This window comes from Micromonospora sp. DT48 (genome assembly GCF_049844495.1).
In the GTDB taxonomy this organism is placed as follows: domain Bacteria; phylum Actinomycetota; class Actinomycetes; order Mycobacteriales; family Micromonosporaceae; genus Micromonospora.
In genome coordinates, this window is sequence record NZ_JBNCLE010000008.1 from 69949 (window position 1) to 87678 (window position 17730).

The window sequence follows — 17730 nt, forward strand, 5'->3', positions numbered from 1 at the left end:
TCCCCCGACAGCACTGAAGTGATGTCCATCGGTCGGACATTCTCGGTAGGGATTTCTTTGGCGACCTGACTATGTATTCCTCATGTCGGAGTCCCGGACCCTGGGCCGGGCCTGGTAATTGGTGCTTCGACGGGCACTTCCGCATAGTCCCACCCGTTGGACGATCGATTTTTTCGCCCGTGGTCGAGGGTTGAAGCCCCCATAGAGGCTCACATCTGAAGCGCCTATGATGATGGCTGATTCCCCGTGATAGGTGTGTTCGCCAATTATGCGTGCCCGAGGTCAGCTGGGGGGCAGGGACTGTGCGGGTGCTTGTGGTGGAGGACGACGAGTCACTCGGCGGGACGATGGTCGAGGCGCTGCGACGTTTCGGGCACGAGGCCGAGCATGTGACGACGGGTGTTGAGGCGCTGACCGTGCTCGGCAAGGCCGAATTCATCCTGCTGGATCTGGGCCTACCCGACCTCGACGGCCAGGAGGTGTGTCGGCGAATCCGGCAGCACTCCTGGATACCCATCATCGTGGTGACCGGTCGCGGTGACGAGTTGAACCGCGTCCTGCTGCTGGAGACGGGCGCGGACGATTATGTCGTGAAGCCGTACAGCATGCGGGAATTGCTGGCCCGAATGGACGCCGTGGTGCGGCGCGGCGCGGTGGGCGAGGTGGGTGAGGCGGGTCGCGCGCTCCGGGGGGCGTCGGCGGGACCGCCGGTGGAGGAGCAGCGACGCCACGGCCCGCTCCAGGTGGACCTGCGGGTACGCCGGGCCTCCCTGCACGACCGTGAGGTCACGTTGACCCGGCGGGAGTTCGATCTGCTCGCGGCTTTGCTCGACGACCCGGGAGCGGTGGTCGGGCGTCAGGAGTTGATCGAACGGGTCTGGGACGAGAACTGGCACGGCTCGACTCGAACGCTGGATGTCCACGTCGGATCTTTGCGGACGAAGCTCGGTGACCGGCGGTGGATCGAGTCGGTGCGGGGAGTCGGTTTCCGGGTGCGAATGCCCGACAGTGAGTTGCGCTGTTAACAAATCGTCCGGGCAGGACAGTGGCTCGGCTCGGGTGATGTCGCGCCCAACGGCGTCCACGTTCTGTTCGCCCTGATTATTCACCCGCCTGGAAAGCGCTGTGCGGTCGTGCGGAATGCGCGGCCGGCTCAAGTGTGTCCCGTTCCGGCCGACTGTCGGAAAAATTACGCACGACGAACTGCGGCTCAGGCCGCTCAGCGGGCCGTGCAGCCGACGGATGTGCGGGATGTCCGGCTTCTACGTTTCCGCCTTTTAGTGAGTTTTATGGTCAGCGGAGATGCAAGACATCTGCATGACATTGGTTAACTTTCTCTTTTCCCTGTGCAGAAGATTGCCTGAGCCCTGTCGTCAGCTGTGACCTCCGTTGCAGGTCCGATCCCTAGTGTGATTCGCGTGCCAGACAGGAGTACGGCCATCCTTCGGGTGAGGCCGGCTCCACGAGGCGCACGATGACGGCTCGCTGAGTGGGGGCTCCAGCATGCGGCTGCTCGATGAAGCGCGCGTGGTACTTGACGAGGTTCTTCCCGGGTTGGACAAGCGGCTGGCCGAGTCGCCGCTGTCGACCTGGGAACAGCCGGACGCGCCCGGTCTGGCGGTGTTCAAGGAGGTCGGCGGGCCGGCGCTGCTGGTGCCGCAGGAACACGGTGGGCTGGGTGGGGATCTGCTGACCGCCACCCGGGTGCAACGGGCGATCGGCGCCCGGTCGCCGTCGTTGGCGGTCGCCACCACGATGCACCACTTCTCGATGGCCTCGCTGGTGGAGCTGACCGCCACGTCGACCGGGATGGAGTGGATGCTGCTGACCGCGGTCGCCCGCGACGCCCTCCTGGTCGCCTCCGGGTTCTCCGAGGGCCGGGCCGGCCAGGGGATCCTCACGCCGACGATGACGGCCACCGAGCGCGACGATGTGGTCGTGCTCAACGGCACGAAGAAGCCTTGCAGCCTCGCCCGGTCGATGGACCTGTTGTCCGCCTCGGTCGTACTCCCCGGAGACGACGGCAAGCCGCAGCTCGCGATCGCGGTGGTGCCGGCCGCCGCCCCCGGAGTGTCGGTGCGGCCGTTCTGGAACACTCCGGCCCTGGCTGGAGCGGAGAGCGACGAGGTGATCCTCACCGACGTCGAGGTCCCACAGAGCCTGGTGGTGCGGACGGAACTGGTCGACGGAGACCGGTTGGACCACCTTCAGACGGTCGGGTTCGTCTGGTTCGAGCTGCTGATGGCGTCCAGCTATCTGGGGGCCGCCACCGCGCTGGCCGACCGCCTGCTGGAGTCGAGAAGCGCCGACGTCGGTGTGCAGGCGCAGGTCGCCAGCACGATACGGGCGGCGACGCTGCTGGTGGAGGGCACCGCGACCAGGTCGGGGCCCATCAACGAGGAGCGCCTGGCCGACGTGCTCGTCTGCCGCTACGCGGTGCAGGACGCGATCACCCGGGTGCTCGACCTGACCGTCGAGGCACTGGGCGGCATGGCGTTCATCTCCTCGGGCGAGGTCGCCTACCTCGCGGGCGCCTGCCGGGCGCTGGCGTTCCACCCACCCGGACGTCACCGGATGGCCGCGTCGCTGCGCGACTACTTCACCGGTGGGCCGCTGCGCGTGCCGTAGGCCGCGCGGTGCCGTTCTCCGCCACGTCGCCTCACCGCGCCGACCTGCCTGTCGTCGGCGTTTGACAACACCTCTGCCAACCCAAGGTTGTGATCATGACGGCTGTTCGAACGGTGCTGCTGACCGGCGCGTCCGGGGTGGTCGGCACCGCCCTCATTCCGGAACTGGCGCCCGCTCACGTGGTGGCCCTGGTGCACCGGACCCCCTGCGCCGACGCGACCGAGTCGGTCGTCGGAGACGTCACCGCGCCCAGACTCGGCCTGGCCCCGGCCGACTACGCGTCATTGGCCGCCCGGGTCGACGCGGTCGTGCACTGCGCGGCGCACACCGGCTTCTCCGGTGGCCGACAGGTCACCGAGGACGTGAACATCGCCGGGACCGAGGCGGTGGTCGCGTTCGCCGCGGACGCGGGCGCGCCCCTGTACTACGTCTCCACGGCGTTCGTCGCCCGTACCGAGCTGACCCGCCGGTCACTCGGCCGTGGCACCGGAGACGCGAGCGCGCGGCCGGAGGACTATCTGGACTCCAAGCGGATGGCCGAGCAGGTGGTACGCGACAGCGGTGTGCCGGCGGTGCTGATCCGCCCCTCGGTGGTGATCGGCGACTCCCAGACCGGCGCGATCAGCCGCTTCCAGGGGCTGCACGGCATCTCCACCGTGCTGCTGCGCAACCTCCTTCCGCTGATGCCGATGCCGGCGACCTCGCGGCTCGACTTCGTACCCTGTGACGTGGTCGCCCGCGCGATCGCCTCCCTGGTCTTCGACCGGCAGAGCGAGGGCGAGGTCTGGATCACCGCCGGGCGGGCGGCCCCGACGATCGAGGTGACGATCGACACCGCGGTGTCGGTCGGCGCCGAACTCGGCATCAAGGTGAACCGCCCCCGGATGGTCGAGCCGGAGATGGTGGACAGACTGATCCGCCCGGTCTTCATCGACCCGTTGCCCCCGCCCGCGCGGCGGCGCTTCGACGATCTGCTCGCGATGACCGCGCTGTTCGTCAACGCGCCGGTGTTCCCCAGCACGCTCGGGCAGCTGCCCCGGCAGCCCACGGCCTTGACGGCCGAGCAGGTCACCGACGCGTACCGGGCATCGCTGATCTACCTGGCCCACGCCAAGAAGCTGGTGGCACCGGTGGCCGCCCGGGTGGGGGCACCGGCATGACCAGCGCCGCCGAGATCCAGACCGCGCCGGCCCCGCACGTCGACACGGCGATGGTGCTGGAGACCTACCGCCGACACATCGGCCGAGGTCGGGCCCGGATCGCCGCGATGACCGGCGCGGCTATCGAGGTCGCCTCCTCCGGCGCGCACGTCTGGGACTCGACCGGCCGACGGTACCTCGACTGCGGCGGCTACGGCGTCTTCCTGCTCGGGCACGCGCACCCGGACGTGACCGAGGCGGTGATCGGTCAGATCCGCCGCCATCCCATGGCCACCCGGCTGTTGCTGGAGCCGACGGCGGCCACGGCGGCGGCGGCCCTGGCGGAGGTGACGCCGGCGGGCCTGGACTACGTCCACTTCGTCAACTCCGGCGCCGAGGCCACCGAGACCGCCATCAAGCTGGCCCGGGCCCACGGCAAGCACGTCCTGGTCTCGGCCACGGGCGGCTACCACGGCAAGACCACCGGCGCGCTCGCGCTGACCGCGAGGCCGGTGTTCCAGGAGCCGTTCCGGCCCCTGCTCGACAGCGTCCACGTGCCGTACGGCGACCCGTCGGCCCTGGAGACGGTGCTGGCCGAACGGCACGGCCAGGCGTGCGTCGTGGTCGAGCCCGTCCAGGGCGAGGGCGGCGTGGTCGTGCCCCCGCCCGGCTACCTGACCCGGGTGCAGGAACTCTGCCGCGCGTACGGGGCGATGTTCGTGCTCGACGAGATCCAGACCGGTCTCGGCCGTCTCGGCTCCTGGTGGGGCGCGGACGACGAGGGCGTACGGCCGGACATCCTGCTCGTGGGTAAGAACCTCTCCGGCGGTGTCGTCCCCGTCGCCGCCGCGGTCGCGACGGCCGAAGCCTATGCGCCGCTGGACAACGACCCGTTCCTGCACACCTCCACCTTCGCCGGTGCTCCGGTGGCGATGGCCGCCGCCGCGGCGGCGGTCCGGGTCATCGCCCGTGACGGGCTGGTGACCCGGGCGGCCGGCCTCGGCGAGCGCATCCGGCAGGTGCTCGACGAGACGCTCGGCGACCTGCGCGGTGATGTCGTCACCGACATCCGTGGCCGAGGACTGCTGCTCGGTGTCGAACTCGCCGACGAGGCACTGGCCGGGCAGCTGATGCTGCACCTGCTGGAGGCCGGGGTGGTCGTCAACCACTCCCTCAACGCGCACCGGGTCGTCCGACTGACCCCGCCGGCGGTCCTGACCGACCGTGACCTTGACGAGCTGCACAGCGCGCTGCGCACCGCGGCGCAGCAGCTCACTCGCCACGCAACGACTCATCGAAAGGCGGTCCGCCGTGCCTGATGTCACGATCGACGCCCTCGTCCCAGCGACCACCGCGGCCGAGGTCTACAACAAACTCCGCGACTTCGGTGCCTACCCCCGCTACACCGACGCCGTCCGGGAGGTCAAGGTACTCGCCGTCGACGACGACACCGTGGAGACCCGCTGGTCGGTCAACTTCCGCAACGGCGTGCTCTGCTGGACCGAACGCGACACCTTCGACGACGCCACCCAGACCATCGCGTTCACCCAGCTCGACGGCGACTTCCACCGGTTCGACGGAGCCTGGTCGGTGCGGACCGACGACTCCGGCGTCAAGGTGCGCTTCGCGTGCAGCTTCGACCTCGGAATGCCCAGCCTCGCGGCCATCGTCGACCCGATCGCCTGCGAGGCGTTGACCGAGAGCATCCAGCTCATCCTGCATGGACTCCTCGGCGACGACGTGGCGTTCAGCGACGCCGACATTCCCGTGCTCGCCGCGCAGAGGGGATGACATGTCGACTGCGGCCACCCGTGACGCGGCGGCCACCGGAGGCGACGAGGCGGCCGGGCCACCGGCGGTCAGCATCCCGGCGCTGCGCGAGGCGTTCGCCCACCTGCCGGCCGCGGTCACTGTGGTCACCACCCTCGCACCCGACGGACCGGTGGGGATGACCGCCAGCGCGGTGGCGTCGCTGTCCCTGGATCCACCACTGCTGCTGGTGTGTGCCGCCAACACCTCCGGCACGCTCGCCCGGCTACGCGCGCACGGTCGGTTCGCCGTCAACACGCTGCCCGCCGGGCACGGCGCGCTGGCCCACACGTTCGCCAACCCGGAACCGCACCCGGGGCACCGGTTCGCCTGCGCCCCGTACCGCATCGTCGACGCGGTGCCCGTACTGGGCGACGCGCTGACGGTGTTCACCTGCACCGTCGAGCAGACCCACCCCGGCGGCGATCACACCATCGTCGTCGGGCGGATCACGGCCGTCTCCCATCATGCCGGGCAGCCGCTGCTCTGGCATGCCCGAAGCTACCGGCGGCTGGCCCCGGCCGCCGGCGATCACCTGTCCGACCAGCCCAGGAGGTTCTGACCATGGCCAAACGCACCCTTTCCGGCAAGGTCGTCGCGATTACCGGCGGCAGTCTCGGCATCGGCCGTGCCACCGCCGAGGCGTTCATCGCGGCCGGAGCCCAGGTCGCCATCGGCGCCCGCGATCTCGACCGGGCCGTCAGCGCGGCCAGGTCGATCGGCGCGATCGCCTTCCCCCTCGACGTCACCGACTCCGGCAGTGTGGAGAAGTTCTGCCGGCAGGTCGAGGAAGACCTCGGGCCGATCGACGTCTTCGTCAACAACGCCGGCGTCATGCTCGTCGGACGCCTCGAGAACGAGAGCGACGACGTCACCGCCCAGCAGCTCAACGTCAACCTGCTCGGCACCATCAACGGCGTGAAGACCGTGCTGCCGCGGATGCGCGCCCGGGGCCGTGGCCACATCATCAACATGGTCTCCGCCGTCGGGATGGTGGGCCTGCCCGGCTGCGCCACCTACTCCGCCGCCAAGCACGGCGTCGTCGGACTCTCCGAAGCCGTCCGGGGCGAACTGCGCGGAACCGGCGTCGACCTCTCCATCATCCTGCCGATTCCCGCCCAGACCGAACTGACCTCCGGTGTGGGGAAGGGCCGTTTCGTGCCCTACCTCAAGGCGACCGACATCGCCGCCGCCACCGTGCGTACCGCCCGCCGTCCCCGCTACCACGTCTACGTGCCGGGCTGGACGAACCCGGTCACCCGGATCCTCGGTCTACTGCCGCAGGGGTGGCGTGACGCCGCAGGTCGGTTGCTCAAGGCCGACCAACTGCTCAAGACCACCGACGCCGCCGCTCGCGTCAAGTACGAGGAGCGGGCTCGGGCGACGACTCTCACTCGCGAGGTGTAGTGCCATGGCCAATCGGGGAGCGATTCTGCGGGGCCGTGGCCCGGCCGTCTTCTCATCCACCGTCATCGACAACATCGTCCATGTTCACCCGCTCGTCGCGGTCGCCCTCTACCTGCCGGTCATCGTCGTCACCGCAGTGGCCTCGTTCGGCCAGGCGTCTGCGCCGGCACTGGTCGGCTGGGCGGTCGGCGGCTACCTGACCTGGACTCTCGTCGAGTACTGGGGTCACCGGCTGGTGCTGCACTTCGAACCGGAGCAGGGCTGGGGGGCGTGGTTCCACCGCATCGTCCACGGCCTGCACCACGACTATCCGCAGGATTCCCGCCGGTCCATCATGACCCCGCTGCTGTCCATCCCGATCGTCGGCATCGCCCTGCTGGTGTCGATCGTGCTGCTGGACCTGCCGAGCATGTACGCGTCCGGCTTCGTCTTCGGCTACCTCGCCTACGACCTCATCCACCTCTATCTGCACCACTCCCGTCCCAAGTCCGGTCCGATGAAATGGCTGCACGAGCTGCACATGCGGCACCACTTCCGGGACGACGGCCGTGGATTCGGGGTTTCCGCGCCGTACTGGGACAAGGTGTTCGGCACCGCGATCAACCGCAGCAGGCGGGCCGCGCAGTGACGCAGACCCATCCGCGCGCCGCCGGTGCCGGCCAGCCGAGCCCGCCAACCGTTTCGAGTGCGGCGTCGGGAGGTGGGGGAGTGCCCGGTTACCGGGACATCCCCACCTCCCGGTGGGATCCCGATGCCCCGACCGACCTGGACGAGGCCGAAGCGTTCCTTCGGCTGTTCCACGACGAGAACGACGACGCCGAAAACCTGCGCGCTCGGTTGGCCGCGGTCCGCGCGGAGATCGCCGCCACCGGCACCTATACGCACACCCGTGAAGAACTCACATTCGGTGCCCGGGTCGCCTGGCGTAACTCGTCACGTTGCATTGGTCGCCTGTACTGGCGCAGTTTGCGACTGCTCGATCGTCGCGATGTGCACACCGCCGACGGCATCTACAGCAGCGTGGTCGATCATCTGTGCAGCGCGACCAACAACGGCAACATCCGACCCACCATCACGGTCTTTCCGCCGGCCCGACCCGGTCAGCCTTACGCCCGTATCTGGAACGAGCAGCTCATCCGCTATGCGGGACACCGGCAATCCGACGGCCACGTTGTCGGCGACCCCCGGTACGTCGATTTCACCGCCGCCGTCAGCGCGATGGGTTGGATCGGCAAAGGGACCGCATTCGACATCCTGCCGCTGGTCATCGACACTCCCGCCGAGGGCCCGCGCCTGTTCGATCTACCCGAACACGCGGTGAGTGAAGTCCACCTCAGCCACCCCGAACACCCCTGGTTCGCCGACCTCGATCTGCGCTGGCACGTCGTACCGGCCATCTCGCACATGCGCCTGACCATCGGCGGAATCCACTACCCGTGCGCGCCGTTCAACGGGTGGTACCTCGGCGCCGAGATCGGTGCCCGTAACCTCGCCGACCTCGACCGCTACAACATGCTGCACGTCGTGGCCGACAAGCTCGGCCTCGACACCAGCACGGACGCGACGCTGTGGCGCGACCGGGCCATGGTCGAGCTCAACATAGCCGTGCTGCATTCGTTCACCACGGCGGGTGTGCGGATCAGCGACCACCACACCGAGGCCCACCTGTTCTGCACCCACATCGAGCGGGAGGAGCGCCTCGGCCGTTCCGTCCCGGCCGACTGGACCTGGATCGTGCCGCCGCTGTCCGGCAGCGCCACCCCCGTATTCCACCGCTATTACCATGAAGCCGACCTTCGCCCGAACTTCTATCTGGACCCGGAGGCGCGTGCTCTCGCCCTAGGTGCCGCCGCCGAGCCCGCCGGACGTTGTCCCGTTACCGGAGCGTCCGCACAACCGACCGAATCCATGTGAAGATTGCATACGGCGCCTGGTCGCGCGCCGTAGCCTCGCACTTTCCCACGTCGACCGACCTGGCCGGCACATGAAACAAAAAATCATCGCTTCACACCGATGTCTCTTCCACATGCGATGATGGCCGTGCTCGCCACTCGAAGAATCCCTAGAAGGACGACAAATGCTCAACTGGCTGGGCCACATCACCGTGCGCGCCCGCGCGATCGTGCTCGTTCTCGCCGTCGCGGTACTCGTGGCCGCCGGTCTGACCGCCGGCAGTGTCACGGACCGACTCGCCGGCGGAGGTTTCAATGACGCGGGCGATGAGGTCGCCGCGGCCGTACGCGTCCTTGAAGACGAATTCAAGGCAGGCGAATCCAATATCATCCTGATGGGCGACGCCGGTGGGACCGACGTGGACAGCCCCGAGGTCGCCCAGGCGGGTCAGGCCCTGACGAATCGTCTGGCCGCCGAGCCGGACGTCGTCGATGTCGCCTCCTACTGGACGACCGGCCTGCCGTCGCTGAAGTCGCGCGACGGCACCAAGGCCATCGTCGTCGGGCGCATCACCGGCGACGACAAGAGCATCGAGGCTCGGGCGGGCGAGCTCAGCACCGCCTACACCCAGTCCGACGGTCCGCTGCGGGTGGCCGTGGGCGGCAGCGCCGAGGTGACCCGACAGCTCAGCGTGCAGAGCGAGAAGGACCTCATCCGCGCCGAGGTGATCGCCCTGCCGGTCACCCTGATCCTGCTGATCGTGGTCTTCGGCGGGCTCATCGCCGGGCTGCTTCCGGTCGCCGTCGGGATCTTCACCGTCCTCGGCGCCCTGCTCATCCTCTACGGGCTCGCCGGCCTCACCGACATCTCCGTCTTCGCGCTCAACCTGACCACGGCGCTCGGCCTCGGTCTCGCCATCGACTACAGCCTGTTCATCGTCTCCCGGTTCCGCGAAGAACTGGGCAACGGTCTCGAGGTACGCCAAGCGGTGATCCGGGCGGTCAACACCGCCGGCCGTACCGTCACCGTCAGCGCGCTCGCGGTGGCCGGTTCCCTCGCGGTCCTCCTGGTCTTCCCGCAGATGTTCCTGCGCTCCATCGCCTACGCCGGCATCGCGGTCGTCGCCTGCGCCACCATCGCCGCGGTCGTCGTCCTCCCCGCGCTGCTGGCGGTGCTCGGCCACCGGGTCAACGCCCTGGCCGTTCGCCGCGCCAAGCGCCGCGAGGGCACCGGTTGGCAGCGCATCGCGCACGCCGTCATGCGCCGTCCGCTGATCGTGGCCACCGCTGCGGTGGCGATCCTGCTCCTGCTCGGGTCGCCGATCCTCGACATCCGCTTCGGCGACGTCGACGACCGCGCCCTGCCCACGAGCTCCACCGCCCGGCAGGTCTCCGACCATCTCCGCAGCGACTTCGACACCCGCGACGCCGACGCCATCGCCGTCGTGGCCAGCGGTATCGGCGATCCCAACACCCAGACCACGGCCATCGACGAGTACGCCACCGCCCTGTCCCGCCTCGACGGTGTCGCCCGCGTCGACGCCCTGACCGGCAGCTACGCCGGCGGTCAGCAGGTCGCCCCACCCGGGCCCGCCTCCGCCCGATTCGCCGCGCCGACGGCGACCCGGCTTCAGGTCGTACCCGATGTCGAGCCCATCTCGCCCGAGGGTGAGGAACTCGTCAAGAGGATCCGTGCCGCCGACGCGCCGTTCTCCGTCAAGCTCGCCGGTCCCTCCGTCGCGTTGCTGGACGGAAAGACGCTCATCGCCGACCGGCTGCCCCTCGCCGGAGCGCTCATCGCGGCCATCAGCTTCCTCGTCCTGATGATCGTCTTCGGCAGCCTGCTGCTGCCGCTGATCAGCCTGGTCCTCAACGTGCTCAGCCTCTCCGCGGCCTTCGGCGCGATGGTGTGGGGCTTCCAGGAGGGCCACCTGGCGGGGCTGCTCGACTTCACCAGCACCGGCACCATCGAGATCTCCATCCCGGTGTTGCTGTTCTTCCTGGCCTTCGGCCTCGCCACGGACTACCAGGTCTTCATGCTCTCCCGCATCAAGGAGGAGTACGACAAGACCCACGACAACAGCGACGCCGTCGCCACCGGTCTGCAGCGCACCGGCCCCATCATCACCGCCGCCGCCGCGCTCATCGCCATCGTCTTCATCGGACTGGCCGCCGGCGACATCTCCATCATCAAGCTCCTCGGCGTCGGCCTCGCGCTCGCCATCATCGTCGACGCGACCATCGTTCGGGCCGCTCTCGTCCCGGCGTTCATGCGCCTGGCGGGTCGGGCGAACTGGTGGGCGCCCCGTCCCGTCCAGTGGCTGCACCGGACCCTCGGCATCCACCACGCGCCGGCCGATTCCCCCAGCGCCGACGCGGCCGGGTCGCCGGACGCGCTGCGCAGCGCGACGGGTTGACCTGACGCGCGACGATGTAGACCCTCATCGGTCTCGGTGACCTGTGGCGAGGCACTGTGGTCAGACACCTGACCGCGGCGTCTCGCCACAGGTACGCATCCAGCGGTGGCAGCCGGGACGGCGTTGTGGCCGGCGGTGGGGGTTCGTAGGCTCGTGCCACCACCGTCCACCGGGCGGGCGATTCGGGGAAGGGAAGCCGGTGCTGTACTGGCTGTTGAAGTACGTGCTGCTCGGCCCGCTGCTGCGGCTCATCTTCCGGCCGCAGGTGGAGGGCCTGCACCATGTTCCGGCTACCGGTCCGGTCATCCTGGCCAGCAACCACCTCTCCTTCTCCGACTCGATCTTCACGCCGTTGATCGTGCCCCGGAAGGTCACCTTCGTGGCCAAGGCGGAGTACTTCACCGGCAAGGGGATCAAGGGCTGGTTGACCAAGATGTTCTTCACCGGCACCGGCACCATCCCGGTGGACCGCTCCGGTGGGCAGGCCGCCCGCGCCGCGCTGGACACCCAGCTGACGGTGCTGCGGGCCGGTGGCATCGCCGGCATCTATCCGGAGGGCACCCGATCGCCCGACGGTCGGCTCTACCGGGGCAAGACCGGGGTGGCCCGGCTGGCGTTGGAGAGCGGTGCGCCGGTCGTACCGGTGGTGATGCTCAACCTGGACGAGATCCAGCCGCCCGGCCAGCTCATCCCGAAACTGGCCCGGGTGCGGATCCGGTTCGGCCCGCCGCTGGACTTCTCCCGTTACGCCGGTCTGGCCGGTGACAGGTTCGTCGAGCGCGCCGTCACCGACGAGATCATGTACGAGTTGATGGAACTCTCCGGTCGCGAGTACGTCGACGTGTACGCCCAGAAGCTCAAGGCCCAACCCGCCGCGAGCAGCACACCAGTCGCGGCCTGAACCGTCCGGTGCCGCGCCCTCGGGGTGGGCGGCGCGACCGGGCGGCGACGGTTCAGGAGGCGAGGGTCTGCGTGGGGTCGGCGGGCGGGTGGGCCAGGTCGAGCAGGCCGGGTGCGCCGTTGCGGTGGGCGAAGGCACGCAACTCGGCCAGGGGAGCGCTGGCGGCCGCGTGGTCACCGGCGTAGGCCATCTCGCGTACCGCGAAGGTCAGCGCCAGCATCCGGTCGGTGACGTCGGGGATGCCGGCGTAGATCTCGGCGGCGGCCAGGTGCAGCTCGGCGGCGTGCCGGTGGTTCTCGTCGGCCCCGGCCAGCGCGCCGGTCACGGTCCGCAGCGCCGCCTCCGACCACGGCGTACGGTGGCCGACCCGACCGAGCATGGCACGTACCCGAGCCGCGGGCTTGCGACCGGCGATGGTGGCCGCCCAGCTCGCCGCCGCGATCCACTCGCCACTGGCCAGTGCCGGCACGGCGGACCACGACTCGGCCAGCTCGTCGACCAGCGCGGCGGCCTCGTCGACGCGACCCTGCACCGCCCGGCACAACGCGCCCATCGCGAGCATCGTCCAGTGCAGCCGGTAGAAGCCACTACGTCGGGCGACGTCCAACGCGGCGGCCACGTCGTCGCGGGGTGGTGTTCCGGTCGACGCCGGATCCGTGGGCGGACCCGGTGGCACCGGCTGGCCACGCAGCAGCAGCAGGCACGACCGCAGGCCGCGCACCTGCATGTCCCAGCTGCCGGTCGGGGTGTCCACGAAGGCGTCGGCGGCGGCGAGCAGTCGGCCGAAGTCCCCCTCGAACCAGGCCCGCATCGCCTCACTGGAATAGCTGGTGGTCAGGGTCTGCCCGCTGGCGGTACGCGCCGGCACCGCCGAGAGCAGGGCGTCGGAGCGTACCCAGTCACCCTCCTCGCAGACGGCGTAGGCGAGGTTCTGGGTGGCCCGGGGCAGCGCGAGCAACTGACCGGCCCGGCTGAACTCGACGATGGAGTACAACTCGTCCAGCCCGGCCCGGTCACCGGCCTGATAGCGAGCGGTGGCCGCGGTGATCCGGGCGTTGGTGCGGATCTCGGTCAGCCCGAGCCGTTCGCCGATCTCGGCTGCCGTGTCGGCTGCCGCCACGGCCGGATCACGTTCGTAGTTGAGCATGTGCAGCCGCCCCAGCTCGGCGAAGGCGTCGGCCTTCTGCGCGCTGTCCGGCAGCGGCTCGAACAGGCGTACCGCCCGGTCCAGGCAGGCCAGCGCGGCGGGCCGGTCGGCGCGTAGCCACGCCGCCTGGCCGAGCAGCGTCCAGGCCCGCGCCGCACACGCCTCGTCGCCGTGGGCGAGCAGCCGGTCCGCGAGCGTCTGCACCTGCTCCGGCCCGCCGCTGGAGAGGAAGGCGTTGCCGTCGCGGTGGAACGAGATCTCGGTGCTGAGCAGCTCCAGTTGGAGGCGGCCCACCGAGTCGGAGTCGTCGGCCAGGCCGAGCGCCCGGGCGGCGTGGCTGGCGGCGGCGTCCAGCCCGTGCAGCGCGTACGCCCGGCGTGCCGCCCGGTGCAACGCGGCCCGTGCCGGCGCCCCGTAGCGGCGGGTGTCCATGCCGAGTGAGCGGGCGATCTCGTGCGCCACCCAGCGGTGGTGGGCCAGCACCTCGGCCAGGTCGGTGTCCCGGCTCTGGGAGAGCGTGTCCAGCCAGTCGGCGGTGCGTTCGTGCCGGGCCACCCGCTCGGTGCGGGGCAGCCGCTGGTAGCACACGTCGCGGACCAGGACGTGCCGGAAGCGGTACTCCGGCTGACCGGCCATGGTGGAGGCGGCCTGCTCGTGGACGAAGTCCCGCTGCTCCAGCCGGCGCAGGGCGCGCTCGACGGACTCGACCGGCTGCCCGACGGCGGCGGCCACCGCGCCCGGCCAGAACTGCACCCCGACGACGGCGGCGGCCAGCAGCACCGCCCGGTCCTTGGCGTCGAGCAGGTCGACCCGGTTGGCGATGACCGCGTGCACACTCTCCGGCATGGGCAGGTCGAGGTGCTTCTCCAGCGACCAGCCGCGACCGGACTGCCGCAACGCGCCCTGCTCGATCAGCATCCGGACGTACTCGTGGGCGTAGAGCGGATTGCCGCCGGCCACCTCGATCAGCGGGGTGAGCAGGTCGGCGGAGAACGCGGCCTGGCCGAACATGTGCGCGTACAACGCGGCGATGCCGGTGTCCCGCAGCGGCGGCAGGGTGATGGTGACCGAGCCGGTGATGGTCCCCGCCCAGCTCGGATCCCGGTCGACCAGTTCCGGGCGGGCGGTGCACAGCAGCAGCAGCGGCACGTCCCGGGCCGCCGCGCCCAGCAGCTCCACGAAGCGCAGCATCGCGTCGTCGGCCCAGTGCAGATCCTCGAAGACGAGCACGGTGGGGCGGCGGGCCGCCAGCGCCAGCAGGAACCGTCGCCACGCCGATTCCGCCTCCTCCGCCGGCAGCGGGGTGCCGGCCAGCCCGACCAGCGGACGTAGCGCGTCGGCCACCCGGTCCCGCTCGGTGGGGCCGACCAGTTCGCTGACGGCGGCGGTGAGTCGCTGCGCGGCGCTGGCCGCCGGGTCGGTGTCGAGGATGCCCGCCTCGGCCTTGACGATGTCGGCCAGCGCGGCGAACGTGACGTTCTCGCCGAACGGCGGGCACCGGCCGATCCGCCAGGTCAGCGGCTCGTCCACCAGCCGGTCGGTGTGGCGGTGCAGCTCGCGGACGAGGCGACTCTTGCCGATGCCGGCCCGACCGAAGACGGTGACCACCTGGGGGCGGCGGTCGCGCAGGCTGCGGTGCAGGGCGTTGACCAGCATGCCCAGCTCGTGTTCCCGGTCGATCAGGGGAGTGGTGTCCGGCTCCCGGTCGGTGGGCTGCCGGCGTACGGCGGAGCGGGCCAGCCACACCTCGGTCGGCGCGGACCGGCCCCGCAGGGTGACCGGGGGCTGCTCGTCGTAGCGGATGCTGTCCCGGGTGAGCGCGTGCGTGGCGCCGTCGACCAGCACCCCACCGGGCGGCGCGGCGGACTGTAACCGGGAGGCGGTGTTGACCACGTCACCGGCGACGATGGCCTGCCCACCGTTGCGGGCGGCGGCCACGTCGACCAGCGCCTCTCCGGTCGCCACCCCGACCCGGAAGCGCAGCCCGTCGGTGCCGGTGGGGGTGAACCGGGTCAGCACCCGCTGCAACTCCAACCCGGCCCGCACACACCGCAGCGCGTCGGTCTCGGTGGCCACCGGCGCACCGAACAGCGCCATCACCGCGTCGCCGATGTACTTCTCCACCACCCCGCCGTACTGGCCGACCACCCGCCGGGCGGTGGAGAAGAAACCGGTCTGCATGCCACGGACCAGCTCCGGGTCGGCCCGCTCGACGTACGGGGTGAAGTCGATGAGGTCGACGAAGAGCACGCTGACCCGACGGCGGTCCTCCTGGTTGATGGCCCCCGCCAGGTCCGTGCCGGGGCGGGGCGTGCCGCAGGAGGTGCAGAAGACCACGTCCCGCGCGAGCGGGCGCAGGCAGTGCGGGCAGACGGCACCGAGTTCCGCGCCGCAGCCACCGCAGAAGCGGTCGCCCTCGGCGGCGGTACGTCCACAGCGGTCACACTGCGCGGCGATGACACCCTCCACTGGCAGGCCCCGACGCCCCGGGGCGCAGCATCGAGTATCGCCGTCCGGCGCACTGTCGGGTACCGGGCTGTTGGCTTGTGGACACTCAGCCGGGCAGCTCAACACGCTCCGGAACGGCTAGATTCAGCAGCCTATTCGTCGACCGCCGATCAGGGGGACAGCTCCATGGTGTACGTGATGCTGAAGAGCGACTGGACCGACGGTAACGGGGTCACCCACTCCGCCGGAGACTCGGTGGACGTGGACGCCGCCACCCTCGCGCAGCTTCAGGCGCAGGGGATCGTCGGCGAGGTGCCCGGTGGTGGCAAGGACGGTACGGACTGGGTCGGGCCGGGCGGCACCGACTGGGTCGGGCCGGGCAGCACCCAGCCCTGACCGAATACACCTGCGGGCGGGGCCGGGACGATCGTCCCGGCCCCGCCCGCGTAGCTGTGTGCCGGTCCGGCCGGTCAGCGCTCGTTCATGCCGGCGCGGCGACGTAGCGCGGGCACGTCGGTGACGACGATCCGTCGACCCTCGGTACGCAGCCAGCCCCGGTTGGCGAACGACCCGATCGCCTGGTTGACGCTCTGCCGGGAGCCACCGGCCATCTCGGCGAGCTGGCTCTGGTTCAGCTCGATGGTGATCATCGGGGCCTGACTCTCACCGGCGAGCCGGACCAGTGTCTTGGCCACCCGACCCGGCAGGTCGAGGAAGACGTGGTCGGCGTTCTGCTCGGTCAGCCGGCGGATCAGCGCACCGAGTGACCGCATCACCGCGTCGAGGATGCGGGCGTTCGAGTGCACCAGCTCCATGAACGCCGGGCGGGACAACGCCAGCGCGGCGGTGTCCTCGATCGCCTCGGCGGAGGTCGACCGGGTCGAGGCGTCCAGCAGAGAGACCTCGCCGAGCACGTCCGGCGGGCGCATCACGGTCAGGATCGCCCGCTCGCCGGTGGGCGCGGTCCGGAACACGGCCACCGCGCCCCGCCGCAGGATGATCAGCGACTCGCCCGGGTCGTTCTCCACGAACAGCAGCTGACCCTTGCGGTACGTCCGGGGCACCGCCGCGGCGACCACCCGCTGGCGTACCTCCGGTTCGAGCCCGGCGAACATGTCAACGCCGGTGAGCGCGTCGCCCGGCTCCGGCAGGCGCATTTCCACGGCCCCACCCCTCCCCGGTCAAGGACCCCAACTCGCTCACCGGGTGAGCCTGGCGGCCCTGACGGGGTGATCCGACACCCGTTCGGCGTCCGGCAGCGGTAACACATCAGATCATGACGGTCCGGTCGCGTGCTGTACACCCCTCAAACTACTTCCGTGACCGGTTCGAGCTGCGGCGTGACCTCGCGGTGGCCCGTGGAAGCGCTCCCGGTGTCGCAGACCCGATCGACGGGCCGTGACGGCCGTCGGCAAGGATGGTACCGATGGCCTACCGCTACTTCTACGACTGCGAGTTCATCGAGGACGGCCGGACCGTCGAGCTGGTCTCGATCGGCGTCGTCGATGAGCACGGCCGCGAGTTCTACGCGGTCTCCACCGAGTTCGACGCCTCCCGGGCGGTGCCCTGGGTCCGCCGCAACGTGCTGGACAAGTTGCCGTCTCCTGCCGACCGCTCCTGGCGGTCCCGGGAGCGCATCCGGGACGACCTGTACGACTTCCTGGTCGAACCGATCCGGGGGCGTCCCGGCGAGCAACTGGAGCTGTGGGCCTGGTACGCCGCGTACGACCACGTGGCGTTGGCGCAGCTGTGGGGCGCGATGCCGGCGCTGCCCCGGGAGATCCCCCGGTACACCAAGGAGCTGCGGCAACTGTGGGACGACCGGGGGCGGCCCCCGCTGCCGAACGTCGCGGCGGCCCGGCACGACGCCCTGGTCGACGCCCGGCACAACCTGGCCCGGTGGCGGGCGATGACCGGTTCGTGAGATCCGCTCTCGCGGTCG

Annotated in this window: 15 protein-coding genes; 13 read left to right on the plus strand and 2 right to left on the minus strand. The window is 70.4% G+C overall.

Going from position 1 to position 17730, the window contains the following annotated elements; translation table 11 throughout:
* Positions 1-308: 308 nt before the first annotated feature.
* The 11 genes from ACLQ2S_RS10425 to ACLQ2S_RS10475 all read left to right on the plus strand — a co-directional run bounded on the left by ACLQ2S_RS10425 (position 309) and on the right by ACLQ2S_RS10475 (position 12193).
* On the plus strand, positions 309-1025 hold the full coding sequence (locus ACLQ2S_RS10425) for a response regulator transcription factor (RefSeq protein WP_425701603.1): 717 nt from the start codon (positions 309-311) through the stop codon (positions 1023-1025).
* A gap of 502 nt (positions 1026-1527) precedes the next feature.
* Positions 1528-2628 carry an acyl-CoA dehydrogenase family protein gene (locus ACLQ2S_RS10430; RefSeq protein WP_309223443.1) on the plus strand — a complete coding sequence of 367 codons (1101 nt, stop codon included), beginning with the start codon at positions 1528-1530 and terminating at the stop codon, positions 2626-2628.
* Between the two features lie 95 nt (positions 2629-2723).
* Positions 2724-3788 (plus strand): SDR family oxidoreductase, encoded by a 1065-nt coding sequence (locus tag ACLQ2S_RS10435; protein WP_155219271.1) that lies wholly within the window; start codon positions 2724-2726, stop codon positions 3786-3788.
* Positions 3785-5086, plus strand: a complete 1302-nt coding sequence (locus ACLQ2S_RS10440; protein WP_155219268.1) for an aspartate aminotransferase family protein — start codon at positions 3785-3787, stop codon at positions 5084-5086. The genes ACLQ2S_RS10435 and ACLQ2S_RS10440 overlap by 4 nt, the downstream gene beginning before the upstream one ends.
* A complete protein-coding gene (locus tag ACLQ2S_RS10445; protein ID WP_425701604.1) occupies positions 5079-5558 on the plus strand; it encodes a type II toxin-antitoxin system RatA family toxin in 480 nt (159 codons plus the stop codon). The genes ACLQ2S_RS10440 and ACLQ2S_RS10445 overlap by 8 nt, the downstream gene beginning before the upstream one ends.
* 1 nt (position 5559) lies before the next feature.
* Positions 5560-6138, plus strand: coding sequence for a flavin reductase family protein (locus tag ACLQ2S_RS10450; protein ID WP_155219265.1), 579 nt, complete (start codon positions 5560-5562; stop codon positions 6136-6138).
* Positions 6139-6140: 2 nt separating this feature from the next.
* On the plus strand, positions 6141-6983 hold the full coding sequence (locus tag ACLQ2S_RS10455) for an SDR family oxidoreductase (protein ID WP_155219263.1): 843 nt from the start codon (positions 6141-6143) through the stop codon (positions 6981-6983).
* Positions 6984-6987: 4 nt separating this feature from the next.
* Complete coding sequence (locus tag ACLQ2S_RS10460) at positions 6988-7611, plus strand: sterol desaturase family protein (RefSeq protein ID WP_155219260.1); 624 nt, start codon at positions 6988-6990, stop codon at positions 7609-7611.
* A gap of 80 nt (positions 7612-7691) precedes the next feature.
* Positions 7692-8897 carry a nitric oxide synthase oxygenase gene (locus ACLQ2S_RS10465; RefSeq protein WP_425701605.1) on the plus strand — a complete coding sequence of 402 codons (1206 nt, stop codon included), beginning with the start codon at positions 7692-7694 and terminating at the stop codon, positions 8895-8897.
* Positions 8898-9060: 163 nt separating this feature from the next.
* Positions 9061-11292, plus strand: coding sequence for an MMPL family transporter (locus ACLQ2S_RS10470; protein ID WP_425701606.1), 2232 nt, complete (start codon positions 9061-9063; stop codon positions 11290-11292).
* A 199-nt stretch (positions 11293-11491) separates the two neighbouring features.
* Complete coding sequence (locus ACLQ2S_RS10475) at positions 11492-12193, plus strand: lysophospholipid acyltransferase family protein (RefSeq protein WP_309223440.1); 702 nt, start codon at positions 11492-11494, stop codon at positions 12191-12193.
* A 52-nt stretch (positions 12194-12245) separates the two neighbouring features.
* Here the strand turns inward: ACLQ2S_RS10475 and ACLQ2S_RS10480 are convergent, their stop codons facing one another.
* Complete coding sequence (locus ACLQ2S_RS10480) at positions 12246-15809, minus strand: ATP-binding protein (RefSeq protein ID WP_309223439.1); 3564 nt, start codon at positions 15807-15809, stop codon at positions 12246-12248.
* Positions 15810-15974: 165 nt separating this feature from the next.
* On the opposite strand from ACLQ2S_RS10480, the gene ACLQ2S_RS10485 reads away from it, so the two are divergent.
* Positions 15975-16184 (plus strand): hypothetical protein, encoded by a 210-nt coding sequence (locus tag ACLQ2S_RS10485; RefSeq protein WP_155219255.1) that lies wholly within the window; start codon positions 15975-15977, stop codon positions 16182-16184.
* Positions 16185-16258: 74 nt separating this feature from the next.
* Here the strand turns inward: ACLQ2S_RS10485 and ACLQ2S_RS10490 are convergent, their stop codons facing one another.
* A complete protein-coding gene (locus tag ACLQ2S_RS10490) occupies positions 16259-16951 on the minus strand; it encodes a Crp/Fnr family transcriptional regulator (RefSeq protein WP_093401197.1) in 693 nt (230 codons plus the stop codon).
* 263 nt (positions 16952-17214) lie between these two features.
* Here ACLQ2S_RS10490 and ACLQ2S_RS10495 point away from each other — a divergent pair, with 263 nt between their 5' ends.
* Entirely contained in the window at positions 17215-17712 is a 498-nt protein-coding gene (locus tag ACLQ2S_RS10495; protein ID WP_155219253.1) for a polyadenylate-specific 3'-exoribonuclease AS, read from the plus strand.
* The last annotated feature ends 18 nt before the right edge of the window (positions 17713-17730 follow it).

What these genes read in the sequence shown, in the direction of transcription:
- ACLQ2S_RS10435 (WP_155219271.1), top strand. Translation starts at nt 2,724, where the DNA reads ATGACGGCTGTTCGAACGGTGCTGCTGACCGGCGCGTCCGGGGTGGTC.
- ACLQ2S_RS10440 (WP_155219268.1), top strand. Translation starts at nt 3,785, where the DNA reads ATGACCAGCGCCGCCGAGATCCAGACCGCGCCGGCCCCGCACGTCGAC.
- ACLQ2S_RS10450 (WP_155219265.1), top strand. Translation starts at nt 5,560, where the DNA reads ATGTCGACTGCGGCCACCCGTGACGCGGCGGCCACCGGAGGCGACGAG.
- ACLQ2S_RS10455 (WP_155219263.1), top strand. Translation starts at nt 6,141, where the DNA reads ATGGCCAAACGCACCCTTTCCGGCAAGGTCGTCGCGATTACCGGCGGC.
- ACLQ2S_RS10460 (WP_155219260.1), top strand. Translation starts at nt 6,988, where the DNA reads ATGGCCAATCGGGGAGCGATTCTGCGGGGCCGTGGCCCGGCCGTCTTC.
- ACLQ2S_RS10470 (WP_425701606.1), top strand. Translation starts at nt 9,061, where the DNA reads ATGCTCAACTGGCTGGGCCACATCACCGTGCGCGCCCGCGCGATCGTG.
- ACLQ2S_RS10485 (WP_155219255.1), top strand. Translation starts at nt 15,975, where the DNA reads ATGGTGTACGTGATGCTGAAGAGCGACTGGACCGACGGTAACGGGGTC.
- ACLQ2S_RS10495 (WP_155219253.1), top strand. Translation starts at nt 17,215, where the DNA reads ATGGCCTACCGCTACTTCTACGACTGCGAGTTCATCGAGGACGGCCGG.